Source organism: Faecalibacterium sp. AM43-5AT, from assembly GCF_003603345.1.
Taxonomy (GTDB): Bacteria; Bacillota; Clostridia; order Oscillospirales; family Ruminococcaceae; genus Faecalibacterium; species Faecalibacterium taiwanense.
The window spans coordinates 15074-35092 of the sequence record NZ_QVGZ01000012.1 but is presented as its reverse complement, the minus strand read 5'-3'; the positions used below and the strand labels follow the sequence as shown (position 1 = coordinate 35092).

At 55.2% G+C, this 20019-nt stretch carries 14 protein-coding genes and 3 tRNA genes; 9 read left to right on the top strand and 8 right to left on the bottom strand.

What is annotated here, in order from left to right; translation table 11 throughout:
• Window positions 1-58: 58 nt before the first annotated feature.
• The 3 genes from DW937_RS12295 (at window position 59) to DW937_RS12285 (ending at window position 3375) form a co-directional block, all read left to right on the top strand.
• Window positions 59-1576, top strand: coding sequence for a SpaH/EbpB family LPXTG-anchored major pilin (locus tag DW937_RS12295; protein ID WP_120121124.1), 1518 nt, complete (start codon window positions 59-61; stop codon window positions 1574-1576).
• A gap of 79 nt (window positions 1577-1655) precedes the next feature.
• A complete protein-coding gene (locus DW937_RS12290) occupies window positions 1656-2501 on the top strand; it encodes a class C sortase (RefSeq protein WP_120121095.1) in 846 nt (281 codons plus the stop codon).
• Window positions 2488-3375: a SpaA isopeptide-forming pilin-related protein gene (locus DW937_RS12285; protein ID WP_120121092.1), complete on the top strand. Its 888-nt coding sequence runs from the start codon at window positions 2488-2490 to the stop codon at window positions 3373-3375. The genes DW937_RS12290 and DW937_RS12285 overlap by 14 nt, the downstream gene beginning before the upstream one ends.
• A 79-nt stretch (window positions 3376-3454) precedes the next feature.
• On the opposite strand, the gene DW937_RS12280 is transcribed toward DW937_RS12285, so the two are convergent.
• The 6 genes from DW937_RS12280 to DW937_RS12255 form a co-directional block, all read right to left on the bottom strand.
• Window positions 3455-5602 (bottom strand): polyribonucleotide nucleotidyltransferase, encoded by a 2148-nt coding sequence (locus tag DW937_RS12280; protein WP_097776654.1) that lies wholly within the window; start codon window positions 5600-5602, stop codon window positions 3455-3457.
• 278 nt (window positions 5603-5880) lie between these two features.
• Window positions 5881-6135, bottom strand: coding sequence for a 30S ribosomal protein S15 (gene rpsO / locus DW937_RS12275; protein WP_005933138.1), 255 nt, complete (start codon window positions 6133-6135; stop codon window positions 5881-5883).
• A 158-nt stretch (window positions 6136-6293) separates the two neighbouring features.
• A complete protein-coding gene (locus tag DW937_RS12270) occupies window positions 6294-7133 on the bottom strand; it encodes a CPBP family intramembrane glutamic endopeptidase (RefSeq protein ID WP_118529220.1) in 840 nt (279 codons plus the stop codon).
• Window positions 7134-7241: 108 nt separating this feature from the next.
• Window positions 7242-8852: a glycosyltransferase family 39 protein gene (locus DW937_RS12265; RefSeq protein WP_120121090.1), complete on the bottom strand. Its 1611-nt coding sequence runs from the start codon at window positions 8850-8852 to the stop codon at window positions 7242-7244.
• A gap of 576 nt (window positions 8853-9428) precedes the next feature.
• Window positions 9429-9504 (bottom strand) — tRNA-Pro (locus DW937_RS12260).
• Between the two features lie 34 nt (window positions 9505-9538).
• Window positions 9539-9612 (bottom strand) — tRNA-Gln (locus DW937_RS12255).
• 280 nt (window positions 9613-9892) lie between these two features.
• On the opposite strand from DW937_RS12255, the gene DW937_RS12250 reads away from it, so the two are divergent.
• The 4 genes from DW937_RS12250 (at window position 9893) to DW937_RS12235 (ending at window position 15218) form a co-directional block, all read left to right on the top strand.
• A complete protein-coding gene (locus tag DW937_RS12250) occupies window positions 9893-10972 on the top strand; it encodes an ATP-dependent 6-phosphofructokinase (protein WP_097776657.1) in 1080 nt (359 codons plus the stop codon).
• Window positions 10973-11287: 315 nt separating this feature from the next.
• Entirely contained in the window at window positions 11288-12118 is an 831-nt protein-coding gene (locus DW937_RS12245; protein WP_120121089.1) for a PRD domain-containing protein, read from the top strand.
• 82 nt (window positions 12119-12200) lie between these two features.
• Window positions 12201-13808 (top strand): PTS transporter subunit EIIC, encoded by a 1608-nt coding sequence (locus DW937_RS12240; RefSeq protein ID WP_120121087.1) that lies wholly within the window; start codon window positions 12201-12203, stop codon window positions 13806-13808.
• A 3-nt stretch (window positions 13809-13811) separates the two neighbouring features.
• Window positions 13812-15218, top strand: coding sequence for a family 1 glycosylhydrolase (locus DW937_RS12235; protein ID WP_118529295.1), 1407 nt, complete (start codon window positions 13812-13814; stop codon window positions 15216-15218).
• Between the two features lie 55 nt (window positions 15219-15273).
• Here the strand turns inward: DW937_RS12235 and DW937_RS12230 are convergent, their stop codons facing one another.
• The gene (locus tag DW937_RS12230; RefSeq protein ID WP_120121085.1) at window positions 15274-16269 is read right to left on the bottom strand and encodes a D-isomer specific 2-hydroxyacid dehydrogenase family protein; all 996 of its coding nucleotides are present in this window, start codon (window positions 16267-16269) and stop codon (window positions 15274-15276) included.
• A gap of 208 nt (window positions 16270-16477) precedes the next feature.
• Between DW937_RS12230 and pepT the strand changes: the two genes are divergently transcribed.
• Window positions 16478-17695, top strand: coding sequence for a peptidase T (pepT, locus tag DW937_RS12225; protein ID WP_120121084.1), 1218 nt, complete (start codon window positions 16478-16480; stop codon window positions 17693-17695).
• Between the two features lie 399 nt (window positions 17696-18094).
• On the opposite strand, the gene DW937_RS12220 is transcribed toward pepT, so the two are convergent.
• A complete protein-coding gene (locus tag DW937_RS12220) occupies window positions 18095-19480 on the bottom strand; it encodes a potassium transporter TrkG (RefSeq protein ID WP_118529298.1) in 1386 nt (461 codons plus the stop codon).
• A 372-nt stretch (window positions 19481-19852) separates the two neighbouring features.
• On the opposite strand from DW937_RS12220, the gene DW937_RS12215 reads away from it, so the two are divergent.
• A tRNA-Arg gene (locus tag DW937_RS12215) sits at window positions 19853-19926 on the top strand.
• Window positions 19927-20019: the final 93 nt, after the last annotated feature.

Genomic DNA, 20019 nt, shown 5'->3' with positions numbered 1-20019 from the left:
ACCCTGAAAATAGGAATCAGAAAAATCAGAAAAACTTGAAAGGAGACTTTCGCAAATCATGATGAAGAAAGCAATCAAAAAGCTGCTGGCCGCACTGCTGGCAGTTGCCATGCTGTGTGCCATGGCAGTACCCGCGTTTGCGGCATCTAGCAGCAACGATGGCAAAATCACCATCAACAATGCTGTTTCTGGCCAGACTTACACGATTTATCGTATTCTGGAGCTGGAATACGATCAAACCAATAACGCATACCGCTATACGGCAGTTGCAGCTTGGAATGCCTTTATTAACACTCGTTCCAGTGACTTAAAGGTTGACAATGCAACCGGCACTGTTACCTGGGTAAATAGTGATAAGAATAACAATTCTTCCGCTATTCAGAACTTTGCAGATGCTGCCGGCAAGTGGGCAAGTGATAATACCATTGCAAACGATGGTTCCCAAAAAGCTTCCGGCAGCACTGTTACCTTTACCGACCTGCCCCTCGGCTGGTATCTGGTTGTTTCCTCTCTGAGCAATGGTGCTATCTGCTCCATCGGCACTACCGATAAGGAAGTGACCATCAACGAAAAGAACGGCGCTCCCACTGTGGATAAGGAAGTGCTCGAGGACAGCACCAACACCTACGGCAAGGGCAATGACGCTGATGTGGGCGATACCGTTACTTTCCGCGCTACGATCAAAGTTACGGATGGCGACCCCAAGAATTATGTTCTGCACGATAAGATGTCCGATGGTCTGACTTTCAAAGGCATCACCAGCGTGACCCGTACCAACGCAGGCACTTCTACTAGTGATACGCTGAACGAGAATACTCACTATACGCTGAAGCAGGGTGCCGGCGTCACCGTTGATCCTAATTGCACCTTTGAGCTTGCTTTCAAAGAGAACGTTCTGAAGCCGAATGACGTGGTGGTGGTTGAGTACACCGCTGTTATCAACGAAAAGGCTGTGATTGGTTCCACTGGCAACCCGAATGAGGCTACCCTGGAATACAAAGATGGCACCAGAGGCACTTCCAGCTCCACCAAGACCTATACCTGGAAGATCGATATTTACAAATACTTCCAGGATAGCACCGCTGTCAAGAAGCCCCTGCAGGGCGCAACCTTCGTACTGTACCGTCAGAATTCTTCTAACATCCCCGAGTATGCAAAAATTTCCGCTGATAAGATCGAGTGGGTCACCGAGAAAGAGCAGGCCACTCCCCTGACTTCGGATAAAGAAGGTAAAATCGCCATCAGCCGTCTGGATGCCGATACTTACTATCTGGAAGAGACCAAGGCTCCCACCGGCTATAATCCTCTGACCAGCCCCATCGAAATCAAGATCGAGCATAGCACGATGAATGAAACCAGCGCGAGTGCAACGATCACCTATAAGCAGCAGGGCACTGAAGACTCCGCTACCAACATTACCAGCACTGAAAATCGCGTTGAAGTTGAGAACAAGACCGGCACTACTCTGCCCTCCACCGGTGGCATGGGCACTACCCTGTTCTATGTGGTCGGCGGCGGCCTGATGGTTGCGGCCATCGTTCTGCTGGTCACCAAGAAGCGCATGGAGAACAAGTAAGCTCCATTTCCCCCAAGAACCCGGAGCAAAGGGGCCGCAAGGCCCCCGCTCCTATCCTTATAACATTAGGGAGTAGCCCATGAAAAAGAACAAAAGCACCATCATCCTGATCCTCGTCTTTTTCGTGGGTCTATCCGTGATGTTATACCCCACCCTCAGCGATTACGTCAACCAGCTGCATCAGTCCCGTGCTGTGGCCACCTATGCCGAGGACGTGGACAAGCTGACCGATGCCGACTACTCCGCTTATTTCGAGGCGGCAGATGCGTTCAATGCGCAGATCGCCGCAGACCCGGATGCGTTGTATTTCCCGCAGCGCTTTCCCACCTACGAAAGCACGCTGGATGTGACCGGCACCGGCATTATGGGCTACATCACCATTGAAAAGATCGGTGTGGAGCTGCCCATCTACCACGGCACCAGCGATAGCGTGCTGCAGATCGCCGCAGGCCACTTGGAGGGCACCAGCCTGCCGGTGGGCGGCGGCAGCACCCACGCGGTCATTTCGGCCCACCGCGGCTTGCCCAGCGCCAAGCTGTTCACCAATCTCGACCGGCTGGAAGTGGGCGATACCTTTACCATCACCGTGCTGGACCGCGTGCTCACCTACGAGGTGGACAACATCTCCATCGTTCTGCCCACCGAGACGGACAACCTCAAGGTGGTGGACGGCAAGGATTACGTCACCCTGATGACCTGCACCCCCTACGGCATCAACACGCACCGCCTGCTGGTGCGCGGACGCCGCATCACCACGCCGGACAAGCTCAAGCACATCCGTGTAACAGCCGATGCCGTCAAGATCGAACCGATCATCACAGCTCCCATCATGGCACTGCCCCTGCTGCTGGTGCTGCTGCTCTGGCTGCTGTTCTCCAACCGCAAACGCAAATCTACAAGAGGTGAAAAACATGAAACGCACTGATCTCAAAAAGCACGCTGCGGCCCTGCTTTTGGTGCTGTGCCTTCTGGTAACAAGTGCGCTGCCTGCCCTTGCCACCAGCGCAAACATCAAGCTGGTGGACAGCAGCGGCAATCCCACTACCGGCACCATCCGCGTTACGCTGTACGACAGCGCCAACGATAAGGCGCTGAGCGGCGGCAAGCTCACTTTGTACCGTGTGGCCGAGGTAAAGCGCAAAAACGGCAACCTGAGCTACGAATACTGCGGCGATTTCTACGGCTGCGGTATTGCGCTGGGCGATTTGACTGACAGCACCCTTGCGGCCCAGCTGCAGGAGTATCTGCCCCAAAGCGCCGAGGGCACTGCGAAGACCATTGACGAGGACGGCAGCGTGACCTTCCGTGATCTGGAGCTGGGCCTGTATCTGATCGTGCAGACCGAGGCTTCCAAGGGCTATGAGCCGATCAATCCGTTCCTTGTCTCTCTGCCCATGGCGGAGGATGGCAAGTGGAATTATGCGGTGGATGCCAGCCCCAAGGTGGGTGCTTACACCCCCACCAAGCCGGACACGCCGCCTACGCCCCCTACCCCGCCTACGCCGCCGGATACGCCCGATCATCCTGATACGCCTACCCCGCCGGACAACCCGGACAACCCGGATAACCCGGTCTCTCCCGGTAATCCGGACAATCCCGTGGCTCCGGGCCACCCGGATCATCCGGTAGCACCCGGTAATCCAGACAGCCCCGTTCTGCCGGGCCACCCGGATAATCCGGTAATGAGCGGTCTGCCGCAGACCGGTCAGCTGAACTGGCCCGTGCCGGTGCTGGCTGTCAGCGGTGTGGTGCTGTTTGCATTCGGCTGGGCGCTGGATCGCAAATACCGCACAGTATAATTTTCTTTCGATACAACAAAGAGGACCCGATGCAGATGCATCGGGTCCTCTTTTTCGGTTTCTTTTATGCAGTCAGGGTTTACTGCTGCTGTGCCTGCTCGGCGCGCTTGGCTTCCAGCGCCAGAATGGCATCGCGGCGGCTCAGGTTGATGCGGCCCTGCTGGTCGATGTCGGTCACCTTGACAACGATGGCATCGCCCACAGCCACCACATCCTCCACGCGCTCCACACGCTTGGTGTCCAGCTTGGAGATGTGCACCAAACCTTCCTTGCCCGGTGCGATCTCAACGAAGGCACCAAAGTTCATCAGGCGGGTCACTTTGCCCTTGTAGATGGCACCGATCTCGGGGTCCTCCACAATGGTCTTGATGGTAAAGATGGCGCGCTTTGCGTCCTCCTGATCTACAGCGGAGACGAACACATGGCCGTCCTCCTGCACGTCGATCTTGCAGTTGCAGGTAGCGCAGATGTCCTGAATGACCTTGCCGCCCTTACCGATCACGTCCTTGATCTTATCGGTGGGGATCATCATGCTGAACATCTTGGGTGCGTAGCGGCTCAGCTCATGGCGGGGCTCTGCGATCACCGGCTTGATGATCTCGTCCAGAATATACAGGCGGCCCTTGCGGCACTTCTCGAAAGCCTCGGCAATGATGTCGTAGGTCAGGCCGTCGATCTTGATGTCCATCTGGATGGCGGTGATGCCCTTGCGGGTGCCGCCCACCTTGAAGTCCATATCGCCGTGGAAGTCCTCCACGCCCTGAATGTCCAGCATGGTCATCCAGCGGTCGCCCTCGGTGATCAGGCCGCAGGAAATGCCGGCAACGGGTGCCTTGATGGGCACGCCTGCATCCATCAGGGCCAGCGTAGAGCCGCAGATAGATGCCTGAGAGGTGGAACCGTTGGAGGAGAGCACCTCAGACACGCAGCGGATGGTGTAGGGGAACTCTTCCAGAGAGGGCAGCACGGGCACCAGAGCACGCTCTGCCAGTGCGCCATGGCCGATCTCGCGGCGGCCGGGGCTGCGCGGTGCGCGGGCCTCGCCCACAGAGTACGGCGGGAAGTTGTAGTGATGGATATAGCGCTTGGTCTGCTCATCGGTCAGGTCGTCCATGAGCTGGTTGTCCTTGGTGCCGCCCAGAGTGCAGGTGGTGAGCACCTGCGTCTGGCCGCGGGTGAACATGCCGGAGCCGTGCACGCGGGGCAGGATGCCCACTTCGGCAGCCAGCGGGCGGATCTCGTTGATGCCGCGGCCGTCCACGCGCTTGCCCTCGTCCAGCAGCCAGCGGCGCACCACGAACTTCTGCATCTTGTAGCTGACCAGATCAAGGTCAGCAGCGGTCAGGTCGGGGTACTCCTCGGCGATCTTGTCCATGATGGGCAGCAGAGCGGCATCGCGCACATTCTTGTCGTCGGTGTCCATAGCGGCCTTGAAGTCGTCCAGATACTTGTTCTGGATGGCGTGGAACACGTCCATATCCAGACCCACCACCTGGAAGTCGATCTTCGGCTTACCGCGCTCGGCCACGATGCGGTTGATGAACTCAATGGTCTTTTTGATCTCCACGTGAGCGGCCTTGATGGCGTTCAGCATGGTGTCCTCGTCCACCTCGTTGGCACCGGCCTCGATCATCACGATCTTATCCATGGTGGCGGCAACGGTCAGGGCAAGGTCGCTCACCTTGCGCTGCTCCTGCGTGGGGTTCAGCACAATCTCGCCGTCCACCAGACCCACCTGCACGCCGCCGATGGGGCCGTTCCACGGGATGTCGGACACGGCAGTGACCAGAGAAGCACCGATCATACCGGCGATCTCAGGGCTGCAGTCGGGGTCCAGACTCATGACGGTCATGGTGATGCACACGTCGTTGCGCATTTCCTTGGGGAACAGCGGGCGCATGGGGCGGTCCACCACGCGGCTGGTCAGGATGGCGCGCTCACCGGGGCGGCCCTCACGGCGCATAAAGCTGCCGGGGATGCGGCCTGCGGCGTAGAGCTTTTCCTCATACTCCACGTTCAGGGGGAAGAAATCCACGCCCTCGCGGGGCTTGGGGCTCATGACCACGTTGCACATCACGCAGGTCTCACCGTAGCGGATCAGTGCACTGGCGTTGGACAGACCGCACATTTTGCCCATTTCTACCTTGAACGGGCGGCCTGCCAGCATGGTCTCGTAGACCTTGTAGTTCTCAAAGGTCTCTCTGCGGGAACCAAATTCAATTGCCATTGTTTTTGCCTCCTTGTTTTTTCGGATTTTTTTCTATCCAAAAGGCGGTGGCACGCGCATCATAGCAATAAATCCAGCGTCCGTGCCGTTCACATCCGGTTTTGTTTGAGATATTTCCCCCACCGGGGGAATGTCTCTGCCGTTGATGTGAGCCGCCCGCGCCATGAAAAAGCATTCGGGGCACAGGCGTTCGATTTACTGCTGCAATACGCAGCCGCTGCCATTTGTATACAAAAGCAAAAGGCAGGCACCTTTGCGGTACCTGCCCTCTGTTTAAATTACTTACGCAGACCCAGAGTTGCGATCAGAGCACGGTAACGCTCGATGTCCTTCTTCTGGAGATAAGCCAGCAGATTGCGGCGGCGGCCAACCATCTTCATCAGGCCGCGGCGGCTGTGGTGATCGTTCGGGTTCTTCTTCAGGTGCTCGTTCAGCTCGTTGATGTGAGCGGTCAGCAGAGCGACCTGCACTTCGGGAGAGCCAGTGTCCTTCTCGGTCAGAGCGACCTTGGCCATAACTTCCTGCTTGTTCATAGTTACATACCTCTTTATAAAATTTTATGTGCCAATGGAACAGCGGCGGGAAACGGCATTCCCAAAAAGCGGGCATACTCCCAACCCCGTACCACGGTAACAGATACAGTATACCAGAACCCTGTGCAAAATGCAAGGATATTTTTTGCATCCTGCCTTTATTTTTTTACGTACTGGTGCCAGTACAGCTGCACCTCCGGCAGCTTCTTTTTGCGCAGCAGAACTGCGGTGGGGATCAGATACAGCAGCACCGAAAGCAGCATGGATGCATCGTAGCCGCTTACCGCATCGGCCACGGTAGTGGTGCCGTACAGCCCACCGATGAGCATGGACGAAATATCCATGGCACCATGCAGGAATACCGTCACCCACAAATTGCCGGTGCGGAAGTAGATTGCCGCAAAAAGAGTGCCCAGCGATGCTGCAAACACGCACTGCATCAGCACACCGAACGGTGCCGAACTGAGGATATTGGTCAGGTGCGCCGCACCAAACAGCACACCGGACAAAAGGCAGGCCTTCCACACACCGGCGCGGCTGGTGCCAAAGTGCTCCAGCAGGGTCTGGGCAATGACACCGCGGAAGATGAATTCCTCGGCCACACCCACCATGGCCATGCTGACAAGGAAGGTGCAGATGCGTGCCGCAGGCTGCAGCACGCCGTTCTCCGGCCGGCCCAGCACCAGCGACCCAAAGGCATTGTAGCCAATGAACACCAGCGGGTACATGCCCACCAGCAGGCCATTGAAAAAGCCGCTGCCGCGGCGGCGCAGCAGCCCGGCACGGTCTGTCCGTACCAGAAACAGCACCGCCACCATGGCCCCCACCAGCTCCTGCAGAGTGCTGTAGAGGTATGTATCAATGGACGCAAAATCCGTCCGGAAAAGAACCAATGCAATGGTAAAGACCAGATCTGTTACAAACAGGCTTGCCAGAAAAATCACTTCTGCCAGAACGCAGAATAAGATCGGGTGCGCTTTGCGCAGTCGTTTGAGCATGGGATACCCTCCTGAATCGTTGATGGTACTATTCTAGCACACTTTACCTTAAAACGATATAGCACACGCAAAAAAGGCAGTTTTCCCTTCTGCTGTGCGGCAAAGCGTTCACTTTTTCAAAACAAAGATCTGTTCAAACTCCTGCGTTGCCAGCAGCGAAACATCCTCATAGTCGCCTTGTCGGGCAACGTTCCACGCAGTTTCCATGTTCTGGGCCGTGATCTGCTCCACCTGTTCTGCCGTCACGAACTGCCACAGCCCCCGGCCTCCAATGAACAGCACAAGCGTATCATTTTCGCCGGTGTTATACTGCACCAGCAGCTCACTGGAATCGTCCGGCACCACACAGACCTCCTGAAATTTGAGAAGCTCCTGCACACCGGAGGTGAAACTGCCAAGGTCCCCGGTAATATCCACGCAGGCGGCCTGACTGTATTGTTCCAGTTCTTTGTCTATCTTATAAGTACCGCTGTACATGCGCTCCGGCTCGATCACAAATGCAAGCACGACCATTGCAAGGCACACGATCTGCAGAACGCGCTTTCTGGTGCCTGCACGCAGCGTATCCAGAATGGAGAAAAGGCCGCAGCCGCAAAACAGCGCTTCCAGCGGCTGCAGATGATACACATACCGCAGCGACTTATACGGCGAGATCACCGCGATAACCAGAAATGCAGCAAGCGCCGGGACCGCGATCAGCTTGACATCCTCGGGGATCAGCGTAGTGCCGCGCAACTTGCCCGGCAGCCAGCGCTGCCCCAGCTTCGTCAGGACCAGCACGGCCATAATGCCTGCGCCTACAGCAAAACCGACGATGCTCCAGCCGATCAGCTCCAGCGGGCCTTTGGGGTACTGCGCCAGATCCAGCAGATTGTTTGCTGTTGACTCCAGCGAAACCGTATCCTGCGAGTGCAGCTGTGCATACCAGCACGGAAAGGTGAGCAGCATTCCGCCAACGCCCGCAAGCGCCGGAAGCGAAAATGCAGCAGCATTTTTCCATTCGCGCCGGAACATCAGGTAAAGGTCATACGCTGCGCACAGCAGGAAGGCATAGACCACAAAGAAATACTGGGTCATCATGCCAAGATAGATGGTTACACCGATCAGAAGATATCTGGGCACAGACGGCCTGCGAAGAGACTTTGCCACCAGCAGCGCAAGCAGGATCGTCAGCAAGGTCATGAGCATATACATGCGCACCATCGTCACATTCGAGATCATTTCACGGTTGAACGCATACAATGCACAGACGAACAACGCTTTTTTCCAGTCTGCAAACAGCTCCATGCCCAGCGCATACAGCGCTGCCAGCGTGCCGCCCAGCAGCACAAAATTCATCCCCAGACCCGTCCATTTTGTAAAGCTGCCCGGAAATAATGAGCACACCGTGTGCAGCAAAAAGTAGAACAGCGGCGGATGAACGTCCTGCGTCTGGTTATAGTAGACCGACGCATAGTCGAACCGTGTGCTTCCCTGCGGGGCAACATAATTCAGAAACTCGCTCTGCGTGAACACTGCCTCCGGCAGCTTGCCGTTTGCCACCTGTTCTCCACCATGGAGCCAGCTTAAAAACGGAACATAACTGCTGTTTGCAAGGCCGTAGGAGTAGATCTCATCCAGAAAGAAGCCCTCTTTCCGCACAGCCCACCAGCCGCAAAGGCAGATCAGAACGATCACAAAAAGCGCGACCGCCCGTTTTTTCTTTTTTGTTTCCTGCATAGTTTCTGTTTTTCCTCGCTTTTTTGTCCGTTCTGCAGCCAGATATGGCTTTGCTCTTCCAGTATATCATATTTAGAACACAAGTCAAAATTTTGCGGATTGCAGATCCCGCTACTCCTGGCGGGATGCACCTTGTTAGACATTCCTACGGGTTGGGACCCGCGCACTAATCAAAGCCTCACTGGGGCTTTGATTACCTCGCCTACGGCGCGGCCCGTGCTCCTTCAAATCCCGCGCGGAGACAAAAAAGAACCAGTACACGAATGTGTTAGCAGCATGCACCTTGTTAGACATTCCTAGCCGGTGGGACCCGCGGGCTAAACAAAGCCATACTATGGCTTTGTTTGCGGTGCTTCGCACCGCCGCCCTGTTCAAATCCCGCACAGAGACAAAAAAGAACCAGTACACGAATGTGTTAGCAGCATGCACCCTGTTAGACATTCCTACGGGTTGGGACCCGCGGGCTAAACAAAGCCATACTATGGCTTTGTTTGCGGTGCTTCGCACCGCCGCCCTGTTCAAATCCCGCACAGAGACAAAAAAAGAACCAGTACACGAATGTGTACTGGTTCTTTTTGGTCGGAGCAGCGGGATTTGAACCCACGGCCTCCTCGTCCCGAACGAGGCGCGCTACCAACTGCGCTATGCCCCGAAAATACCGCAGCCAGTTGAGACTGCGGTTTTCTTGGTTGGGGATGAGAGAATCGAACTCCCACAAGTAGAGTCAGAGTCTACCGCACTACCACTATGCAAATCCCCATTATTCTGTTTGTCTGCCGCGCCGTGCGCTGCTGACAAGGGATATTATACTCAAAAGGCCCGCGCTTGTCAACCATTTTTTTATTTTTTCTGCAAAAGTTTTCCCGCTGTTCTCCTGCCCGCAGAAATGCACCGTGGAAGCGTGTAAATTTTCTGCGCTTCTCTTGACAGCGGCCCCCATCCGGAATAATCTTATACTATAAACAGGTAGGTCTCCGGGCAGACTGACTTTAAAAGGCAGAACGCGCGGCGCTGAATACCAAATGAAAGAGGGCTTTTGAATGAAAAAACGTGTTGGAATCCTGACCTCCGGCGGCGACTGTCCGGGTCTGAACGCCACCATCCGCGGCGTAGCAAAAGCACTGTATGCCCGCATGGGCGATAACGTGGAGATCATTGGCATCCTGAACGGATACAGCGGCCTGATCAACGGCGACTACAAGGAGATGTGCGAGGACGATTTCCGCGGCATCCTGACGCTGGGCGGCACCATTCTGGGCACCAAGCGCACCCCCTTTAAAATGATGCGTGTGGTGGAGGACGACAACATTGATAAGGTTGCCGCCATGAAAAAGACCTACAAGGAAGCCAAGTTGGACTGCCTGCTGTGCCTGGGCGGCAATGGCACCCACAAAACCGCAAACCTGCTCTCGCAGGAGGGTCTGAACATCATCGGCCTGCCCAAGACCATTGATAACGATATCTATGGTACCGACGTAACCTTCGGCTTCCACACCGCCGTGGACATTGCCACCGATGTGATCGACCGCATCCACACCACCGCAGGCAGCCACAGCCGCGTGATGTGCATTGAGATCATGGGCAACAAGGCTGGCTGGCTGACGCTGTACTCCGGCATTGCAGGCGGTGCAGATATTATCCTGCTGCCGGAACAGCCCTATGATATCGACCGTGTGTGTTCTGCCGTGGAACGCCGCGCAAAGAAGGGTTCCAACTTCTCCATCATCGCTGTGGCCGAGGGTGCCATCAACTGCGAGGAAGCCGGCATGAAGCGCAAGGAATGGATGGCAAAACGCGCCGAGGCAGGCTTTGGCACCACCGCCACCAACCGCATTGCACAGGCCGTGCAGAAAAAAACCGGCATGGAGACCCGTGTGTGCATCCCGGGCCACATGCAGCGCGGCGGCAGCCCCAGTGCCTACGACCGTGTTCTGGCCACCCAGTTCGGCAGCTATGCGGCAAAGCTGGTGGAGATCGAGCGCTACGGCGTGACCGTTGCCATGGTGAACCGCCATGTCACCGAGAACCGTCTGGCCGACATTGCAGGCAAGACCCGCAATGTGCCGGAGAACTGCGACCTGCTCACCGTCGCCCGCCGCATGGGCATCAGTCTGGGTTGATTTTTCTTCAAATAGTATGCTTTCCCCCTGCCGATGGCATTTCTCCTGTCGGCAGGGGTTTATTGTATCCAACATTTGGGTAACCCGTCTGATTTTTCAGAATATCTTTTGTCGAAATCGCGAATGGATTTTCTCTGTCTGTTCTGGTAAGATATTTGCAGACAATTAAACCAGTCGTTACTCCTCGGGAGGCGCTACTGGCAGTTAACCGAAAGACACTATGGGTGTGTTATCGGTTCTGCACAGGTAGATGCTTTCGGAGGTTTTTTCTTTTTATTGCGTATTTTTCAACATTCTGTCGGGAGGAAGCTGTCCATGAAGCTGCTGCGTAAGATCAACAACAACGCTGCCGTGGCGCAGGATAATCGCGGCCGTGAGATGGTCGTTCTGGGCCGCGGGGTAGGCTTCCATCCGATGCCCTATGAGCTGACCGATCTTTCTGTGGTCTACCGCACGTTTTACGACGTAGACCCGCAGTATTATGAAATGCTGGCCAGCCTGCCGGAAGAAGCGCTTCTGGCAGCGGCAGATATTACCGAGCAGGCCGAGATCACCCTGCACACCGAGCTGAACCCCAACCTGCCCTTCACGCTGGCCGACCACATCGCCTTTGCACAGCAGCGGGAAAAGCAGGGCATCCGGATGGCAGCTCCGCTGCATTACGACGTGCAGCATCTGTATCCCCATGAATACGAGCTAGGCCTGCGGGCACTGGAGACCGTGCGTCTGCGTACCGGTTCTTCCCTGCCCCGCGCCGAGGCCGTAAACATTGCGCTGCATATCGTTAATGCCGAGCTGGAAGGCAGTGACCTGTCCAGCACCCTGACCGCCGTGGAAGTTCTGGACAAAGTGACGGCCTCCGTCGAGCAGGAGCTTGGCATTGTGCTAGATCGCGAAAGCTACAACTATGCCCGGTTTGCCATGCACATCCAGTTTCTGGTGCGGCGGCTTTCCGCCGGGGTAGCCATGGAACAGGGCAGCGGGAAGATGCTGGACGAGCTTTCCCGCGAATACCCCGCCGTCTATCATTGTGCCTGCACCGTGGCACAGAATATTGAGCAGCGCCACGGCTGGCATTGCAGCCGTGATGAAGTGCTGTACCTGATGCTGCACATCTACCGTGTGCAGAACCGCGAAAGCGATTGATTTTTTGAATGTTTCCGGCTCCGGAGATGCGCGCGTCCGGGCCGGATTCAGATAGAGTTATCCACAAACGGAGGTTTCCCCTATGGATCGTGAGAAGTTTCTGGAAAAGCTTTTTCCGCTGATCGGCGGAAAAGAAAACACCAGCCTGTGCGAGTTTCAGGACGATATGCTCTATATCACCCTGAAGGACGCCGGTCTGGCCGATGAAAACGCTGTGGCAAAGCTGCCGGATGTTGCATCCGCCGCCCTGCGCCGCGGCCGCCTTACGGTCACATTCGGGGAGCCGGAAAGAAAAGAGGAGGTTCCCTTCATGGCGAACAACGAAAAACTTATCAACGAGATCCTGCGCGCAGTTGGCGGCAAGGAAAATGTCTCGTCCGCAACGCACTGCATCACCCGCCTGCGTTTCCGCCTGATTGATGTGAAAAAAGCAGATATTGAAGAAGTAAAAAAAATCGATGGCGTGGCAGGCTGCGTTTACAAGGCAGGGCAGTTTCAGGTCATTATCGGCCCCAATGTGAACGAAGTTTATGATGAACTGATCAGAACGACTGGCGTCAAGAGCGAGCCGGCGGTTACAGATGCCGAGGCCGAAGCCGAGGACGGGGCAAAGAAGAATATCTTCTCCCGCCTGGTCGATACGATGGCAAGCATCGTTATGCCGATGATTGGACCTCTGGCTGGTGCCGGTATGATCAAGGCCATCCTGTCCATTCTGACCCAGTTCGGCGTGATCAGCTCGGATTCCCAGACCTACCAACTGTTCTATCTGGTGGCTGACGGCGTTTTCTATTATATGCCCTTCTTTCTGGCATTCTCTGCGGGCAAGAAGTTTAAGTGCAACCCATATCTGTCTTTGATCTTTGCCGCAATGCTGGTGCACCCCAATTATATTGCGCTGCGCACCGCAGGTGAAGCAGTCAAGTTGTTCGGTTTCCTGCCAGTCACATTGGCAAGCTATACTTCCAGTGTTGTACCCATTATTCTGATCGTCTACTTCCAGTCCATCGTTGAAAGATTCTTTGAAAAGAAAACGCCAAAAGCAATCAAAGTTTTCTTTGTCCCCATGATCACTGTTCTGATTACGGTCCCGGTCGGTTACGTTGTGCTTGGCCCTCTGGGCTCCATTATCGGCACCTATCTGGCAAAGGGATTCACCGCACTGGATGTTTATGCAAGCTGGCTGTGTCCCACGCTGGTCGGCGGCTTGTGCCCGTTGCTGGTCATGACCGGCATGCACTATGCACTGGGCAGTGCACAGAGCATTCAGCGTGCTACGCTGGGTTACGCTACTATTCTGGCTCCCGGCATGGTCTGCAGCAACATGGCACAGTCCGCTGCAACCTTTGGCGTTGCCCTGAAGAGCAAGAACCCCGAGATCAAGAGTCTGGCTTCCACCGTTGGTGTTACCGCGCTGTGCGGTATTACTGAACCCACCCTGTATGGCATTGGCCTGAAGTATAAAACACCCCTGTACTGTGCAATGGCAGGCGGCGCTCTTGGCGGACTGTTTGCAGGCCTGATGCATGTTAAGCAGTGGGCCTACGGTACTTCTACCATTTTTGCACTTGCTGTCTACCTTGGCGAGGATAACTCGTTTATCAATATGTGCATCGCTGTTGCAATCGCCATGGTCAGTGCTTTCATCCTTTCCTATATTACCTTTAAGGATCCGGTTCAGGAGAAGTAAAATATGAGTTTTCCGAAAGATTTTTTATGGGGCGGTGCTTTGGCAGCAAACCAGTGTGAGGGTGCTTATCTGGAAGATGGCAAGGGCCTAAGCCAGCAGGATGTCATGCCGCACGGCGTACAAGGTCCGGTGACGGAAGCACCTACGCCGGACAATCTCAAACTGCTGGGTACGGATTTTTATCATCGCTACAAGGAAGATATTGCGCTTCTGGCCGAAATGGGATTCAAGGTGTTCCGTTTTTCCATTGCGTGGAGCCGTATTTATCCTACTGGTTTTGAACAGGAGCCCAATGAAACAGGCCTTGCGTTCTATGATCAGGTAATCGATGAGTGCCTGAAATACGGCATCCAGCCGCTAATCACACTTTCCCATTATGAGATGCCACTGGAGCTGTGCCGCAGACTGGATGGGTTCCGTTCTCGTGAAGCAATCGAATACTTTGTGCGCTATGCCAAGACAGTACTGACCCGTTACCATGACCGTGTAAAATACTGGCTGACCTTCAACGAAATCAATGTGACCCTGATTTCGCCGTTGTTGGGGGCCGGTGTGATGACACCAAAATCCAAGCTTACCGCACAGGACAAATACCAGGCTGCCCACCATCAGCTGGTGGCCAGTGCACTTGTGACGCAGTTTGCACACCAGCTGGACGCCACCCTGAAAATCGGCTGCATGGCAGCTTCGGCACCGCGTTATCCAATGACCTGCAATCCGGATGATGTGATGTCAGCCATGCTCTCACAGCAGGAGCTGGATTACTTCATCACAATGCATTGTACCGGCAGCTATCCCTACTATGCACAGCGTCTCTGGAAGGAAAACCATGTCCAGCTGAATATCACCGAAGATGACCGAATCGCCTTGCAGAATACAGTCGATTTTGTCTCGTTCAGTTATTACAGCAGTAAAGTGGTGGCCGCAGACGAAAGCAAGTATCAGATGGCAAACGGAAATGTGATGCGTGGGCTGAAAAATCCATTCGTGCCGGTTTCGGACTACGATTATCCAATTGATCCGGAGGGGCTGCGTTATATCCTGAACTATCTGTACGAGCATTTCCACAAACCGCTTTTCGTAGCAGAAAATGGGATCGGCGCCCGTGAGCAGTTGGTCATGCTGCAGGATGGCACGCAGACGGTGGAAGATGATGCACGCATCTTGTTCCATCGGGGCCACATTCAGGCAATGGAACGTGCGATTGCAGATGGCGTAGAAGTGTTTGGCTATACCAGCTGGGGCCCCATTGACTGCGTCAGTGCAGCCTCTGCGGAGATTAGTAAGCGGTATGGTTTTGTGTATGTAGACCGCAACCAAGACGGCTCTGGTACACTGGAACGCTTCCGCAAAAAGTCTTTCTACTGGTACAAAAAGGTCATTGCCACCAACGGCGAAGACCTGAGCTGATTTTTCTACAGACACAAAAATACCGGTGCAGTTCAAAAAGCTGCACCGGTATTTTTTACTTTTCCGTCACATCATGCCGGGTGGGCTGGCCTTTTTCAAAGGCAGCTGCGCTTTCCAGCACACCGCGCACCATGCTCTCCACATCCTCGTGGGTGTAGAAAGCCGTGTGGTCGGTCAGGATCACATTGGGCATGCTGCGCAGAGCCGCCAGCTCCGGGTTCGGGATCACATCGCCCATGCGATTATAATAGTACAGGCCGTTCTCATTTTCCAGCACGTCCAGGCCCGCCGCGCCAATCTTGCCGCTTTCCAGCCCGGCGATCAGTGCATCGCTGTCGATCAGCTTGCCGCGGGCGGTGTTGATGATGGTCACGCCCGGCTTCATGCTCTCAATTGCTTTGGTGTCGATGAGATGGTGATTTTCCTCCGTAGCGTTGGTGTGCAGAGTGATGACATCGCTTTCCGCCAGCAGGGTCTCCAGCGGCACATACTCGGCGATCTTCTTTACCTCGTCGTTGGGGTACAGGTCGTAGGCCAGCAGGCGGCAGCCAAAGCCGGACAGATGCTGCAGCACCGTGCGGCCAATGCGGCCCGTACCGATCACACCCACAGTGCAGTTGGAAATATCGCGGCCGATTTTTCCCTGCAGGGAGTAGTCCTGCGCTTCGCCGCGCTTGAGGATGTGCCCTGCCTTGCGCAGGCTCATCAGCATCAGCATAATGGCAAAGTTTGCAACGCCGTTTGGCGGATAATCCACATTGGCCACCTTCATGCCCAGTTCCCGGGCCGTCTCGCGGTCTACGTGGTCGTAGCCGATGGAACGGCAGCAGATGGACTTTACGCCCAGCTCGTGAAACCGCTTGACCATAGGCGCGCTCATATCGCAAGGCGTTAGCGACACGGCATCATAGCCCTTTGCCAGTTCAGCATTTTCCAGCGTGGGATACTCCTGCGTAGAGCCAAACTCAACATCCAGCTTCGGTGCCAGCCGCTGCGCGATACCCAGCTCATCGTAGGGGCGCAGGGTGTAAAAAAAGACTTTTGTTGCCATAAAACTTCCCTCCCGGCTTATTTTGTACCTATTGTAACACGTTCTGCACAGATGGATGCATTTTACTGCGTGAATTTTGTTCATCTTAAAAATGAGGATTCATCTTTCCATATGAATGCGTGCAAAACAGTTGTAAATTGTCGGAAAAGAGGGTATGATAAAAGAACTGAGAAGTATACATCACTGAAATATAAAAGGAGTGTGCCTTATGCGCGCTTATGAACGGCTTTTGAATTATGTCCGGGTGCATACCACCTCGGACGAAAACTCCGGTACGCACCCTTCCGCTGAACGGGAGTTTGACCTTGCCCGCCAGCTGGTGGAGGAGATGAAGGCCCTCGGCATGGAGGATGCCCATGTGGACGAGCACTGCTACGTCTATGGCACCCTGCCTGCCACGCCCGGCTGTGAGGATCAACACGCTCTGGGCCTGATCGCCCACATGGACACTGCCGACGATGCCAGCGGTGAGAATGTGCAGCCCGTTGTGTGGGAAAACTACAACGGCGGCGACGTAACTCTGCCCGCCACCGGCATGGTGATGAAGCCCTCTGTGTTCCCCTTTCTTACTTCCATGAAGGGCGAGACCCTCATCACCTCAGACGGTACTACCCTGCTGGGTGCCGACGATAAGGCCGGTATTGCCGAAATTTTGACCGCTGTTGAGACCATTCAGGAAAAAGGCCTGCCCCACGGCAAGCTGTGTATCGCCTTTACTCCGGATGAAGAGATCGGCGAGGGTGCAGAGCTGTTCGATATTCCGGGCTTCGGTGCCGACTTTGCCTATACGGTGGACGGCGGCGATGCCGGCTCCATTGAGTACGAGAACTTCAACGCCGCTTCCGCCACCGTGACCATCCGCGGCTTCTCGGTGCACCCGGGCACCGCCAAGGACACCATGATCAACGCTTCCAACGTAGCAATGGAGTTCCACGGTGCTCTGCCCGTCACGGCCCGGCCGGAGACCACCGAGGGCCGTCAGGGCTTCTACCACCTGTGCCAGATGTACGGCGATGTGACCACCGCAAAGCTGGGCTACATCCTGCGCGACCACGATGCCGCAAAGCTGCAGTTCAAGAAGGACAACATGCTGGATATTGCCGAATTTTTGAACGGAAAGTACGGCGAAGGCACCGTGACCGTGGAGATCAAGGACAGCTACCGCAACATGCTGGAAAAAATCAAGCCGCATTTCCACTTAGTAGAGACCGCCCGCAAAGCCACCCGCATGGCCGGGCTGGAACCGGAGGAAATTCCGGTGCGCGGCGGCACCGACGGTGCCATGCTGAGCTGGAAAGGCCTGCCCTGCCCCAATCTGGGCACCGGCGGCTTCAATTTCCACGGCGTATGCGAGTGCATCACCGCTGAGCGCATGGACCGCTGCACCGAGATCTTGCTGAACATCATCAAGCTGTACGCAGAGTAAATTTTATTTTTCAATATACAAAAAAGTGGGTGCTATTTTCGGATAGCACCCACTTTTATTATACTCTGACGCTTATCTCTACGACTCCACTCGTGAAAATGCATTTGGAGCAGCCCTGCGGTTGCGTAGCAATGAAAGCCCCAGTGGGGCTTTCAAGCAGGCGAGCGATCTGCGTTAGCAGATGGAAGGGATTCGCCCTGACAAGCGTCGGGGCTGTGACAAATGCGAAAAATAAAAATCAAATTCCACCGAACATGCCCAGAGTACAACGACGACGACCGCTGCCTGCGGCAGAAGCAGGGAGGAGTTGTTGGGGCCGCGGCCAGCAAGACACGAATGCCGCTCAAGGCATGAAGTGGATGCTGGGAGCCGCAACTCTAGGAGGGCATTCAAAATCGTTTAACCAACGTTGATATGCCCCACCGGCATGATCTTCCGTTTGTTGTCATCCGGCTTTGCCGTCAGGCTCATGGCCAGCGACACCGGGCCGACACGGCCCATGAACATGACCAGCATATACAGGATCTTTGCGCCCCGGTTCAGCTGAGCGGTAACGCCCACCGAAAGGCCAACTGTGCCAAAGGCAGAGCAGGACTCGAAAATAGCGTCAATGACCGATACCGCCTCCGAAGTGTTGTAGTACACCACCACAGCCGAGCCAACCGCCGCCAGCCCGCCGAGCACGATAATGGTCAAAGCACGATAAACCGTCTTGGACTCGATGTGGTGCTCTGCGATCACACAGTCATCGCGGCCCTGAGCCACACTGCGGATCGTCAGGATGATCACAGCGAACGTAGTCACCTTCACGCCGCCGCCGGTAGAGCCGGGTGCCGCACCAATGAACTGCAGCGCGCTCATCAGCAGTTTGGTGATGGGGCCGCAGGCCGCAAGGTCGATGGTATTCATGCCCGCAGTACGAGTGGACACCGACTGGAACAGCGCCGCCATCAGCTTGCCGGGCACAGAGAGCCCGCCCATGCTGGCAGGATTGTTCCACTCCATCAGCGCGATGAGCGCCGCGCCGCCGAGCCACAGGATCACCGAGAAGCTCAGCACCACCTTGGCCTGCAGGGAAAGCCGGTGCTTTTTGCGGTATTGACCGATCTCCACCCATACCATGAAACCCAGACCGCCGGAGATGATCATGAACATCACAACGGCCTGAACATAGTAATTGTTCACATAGGGTGCCAGTGAGGAATACTGGCCGAACCGGCCAAACAGATCAAAGCCCGCGTTACAGAAAGCCGAGATGGCCGTGAACACGCTCACCCAGATGCCTTCCAGCCCGAACTGCGGCACAAAGGCGAACATCAGCAGCACAATGCCAATGCCTTCAAACAGGCCAGCCAGTCCCACCACGATCTTCAGCACGTCCTTGGCCTGCGCATATCCGTCCGCTGAGACGCTTTCTCCCAGCAGCCGCAGATCGCGGAAGCCCATGCGCCGCCGCATAGCCAGCGCGAAGAAGCTGGTGAGGGTGACCAACCCCAGACCCCCCACCTGAATGAGCAGCAGGATCACCGCCTGCCCAAAGTAGGTGAACTGGGTCCAGGTATCCCGCACGATCAGACCAGTAACGCAGGTAGCGCTTGTGGCGGTGAACATGGCGTTCAGCACATCCAGCCGCCCGTGCTTGCTGGCAACCGGCAGGCTGAGCAGAAAGGTGCCCAGCGCGATCACGATGACAAAGCTCACACAGATGATCTGCGTAGGCGTATACATCCCCTTGCGCTTGCCCGCCGGGCGGTAAAACAGCTTTTTCCCTTTTGCTTTTTCCATAAGCTCCTCCGCACGCGGCAAAGCCTGCCGCGGCTATTTTCATTTCCTCTATAGCATACACCATTTTGCCCGCCGGTTCAACTTGATTTTATCCGCAAAATGCTGTATTATAATAGGGTATCCGTCTCCGTAGCTCAGTTGGATAGAGCGCAAGCCTCCTAAGAATTCGGTCAACCTGATACCTTGGGGGTAGAAGTGATTGCTCTAATCAAAAGCAAGGCTGAGGATCGAGATTTTCCCAACAAATTTTGATGCAACAACTTTACCATCGTCCCGGTTGCAAAGCAGTCGGTCACTTCGGTGTGAAAATCATTCTGCATATTCGTTTCCAAGCACGTTGAATTTCGAAAAATCAACGATAATACATAATATGCCTCAGTAGCTTAGCTGGATAAAGCGCCTCCCTCCTAAGGAGGAGACCGCAGGTTCGAATCCTGTCTGGGGTATCCCTTTATGAAAATGCGAAGGTCATTTTTCCATGTGAAAGACGATCTTCGCATTTTTCATTTTGAACCTATCACCAAAATTAGCCAGCTAAT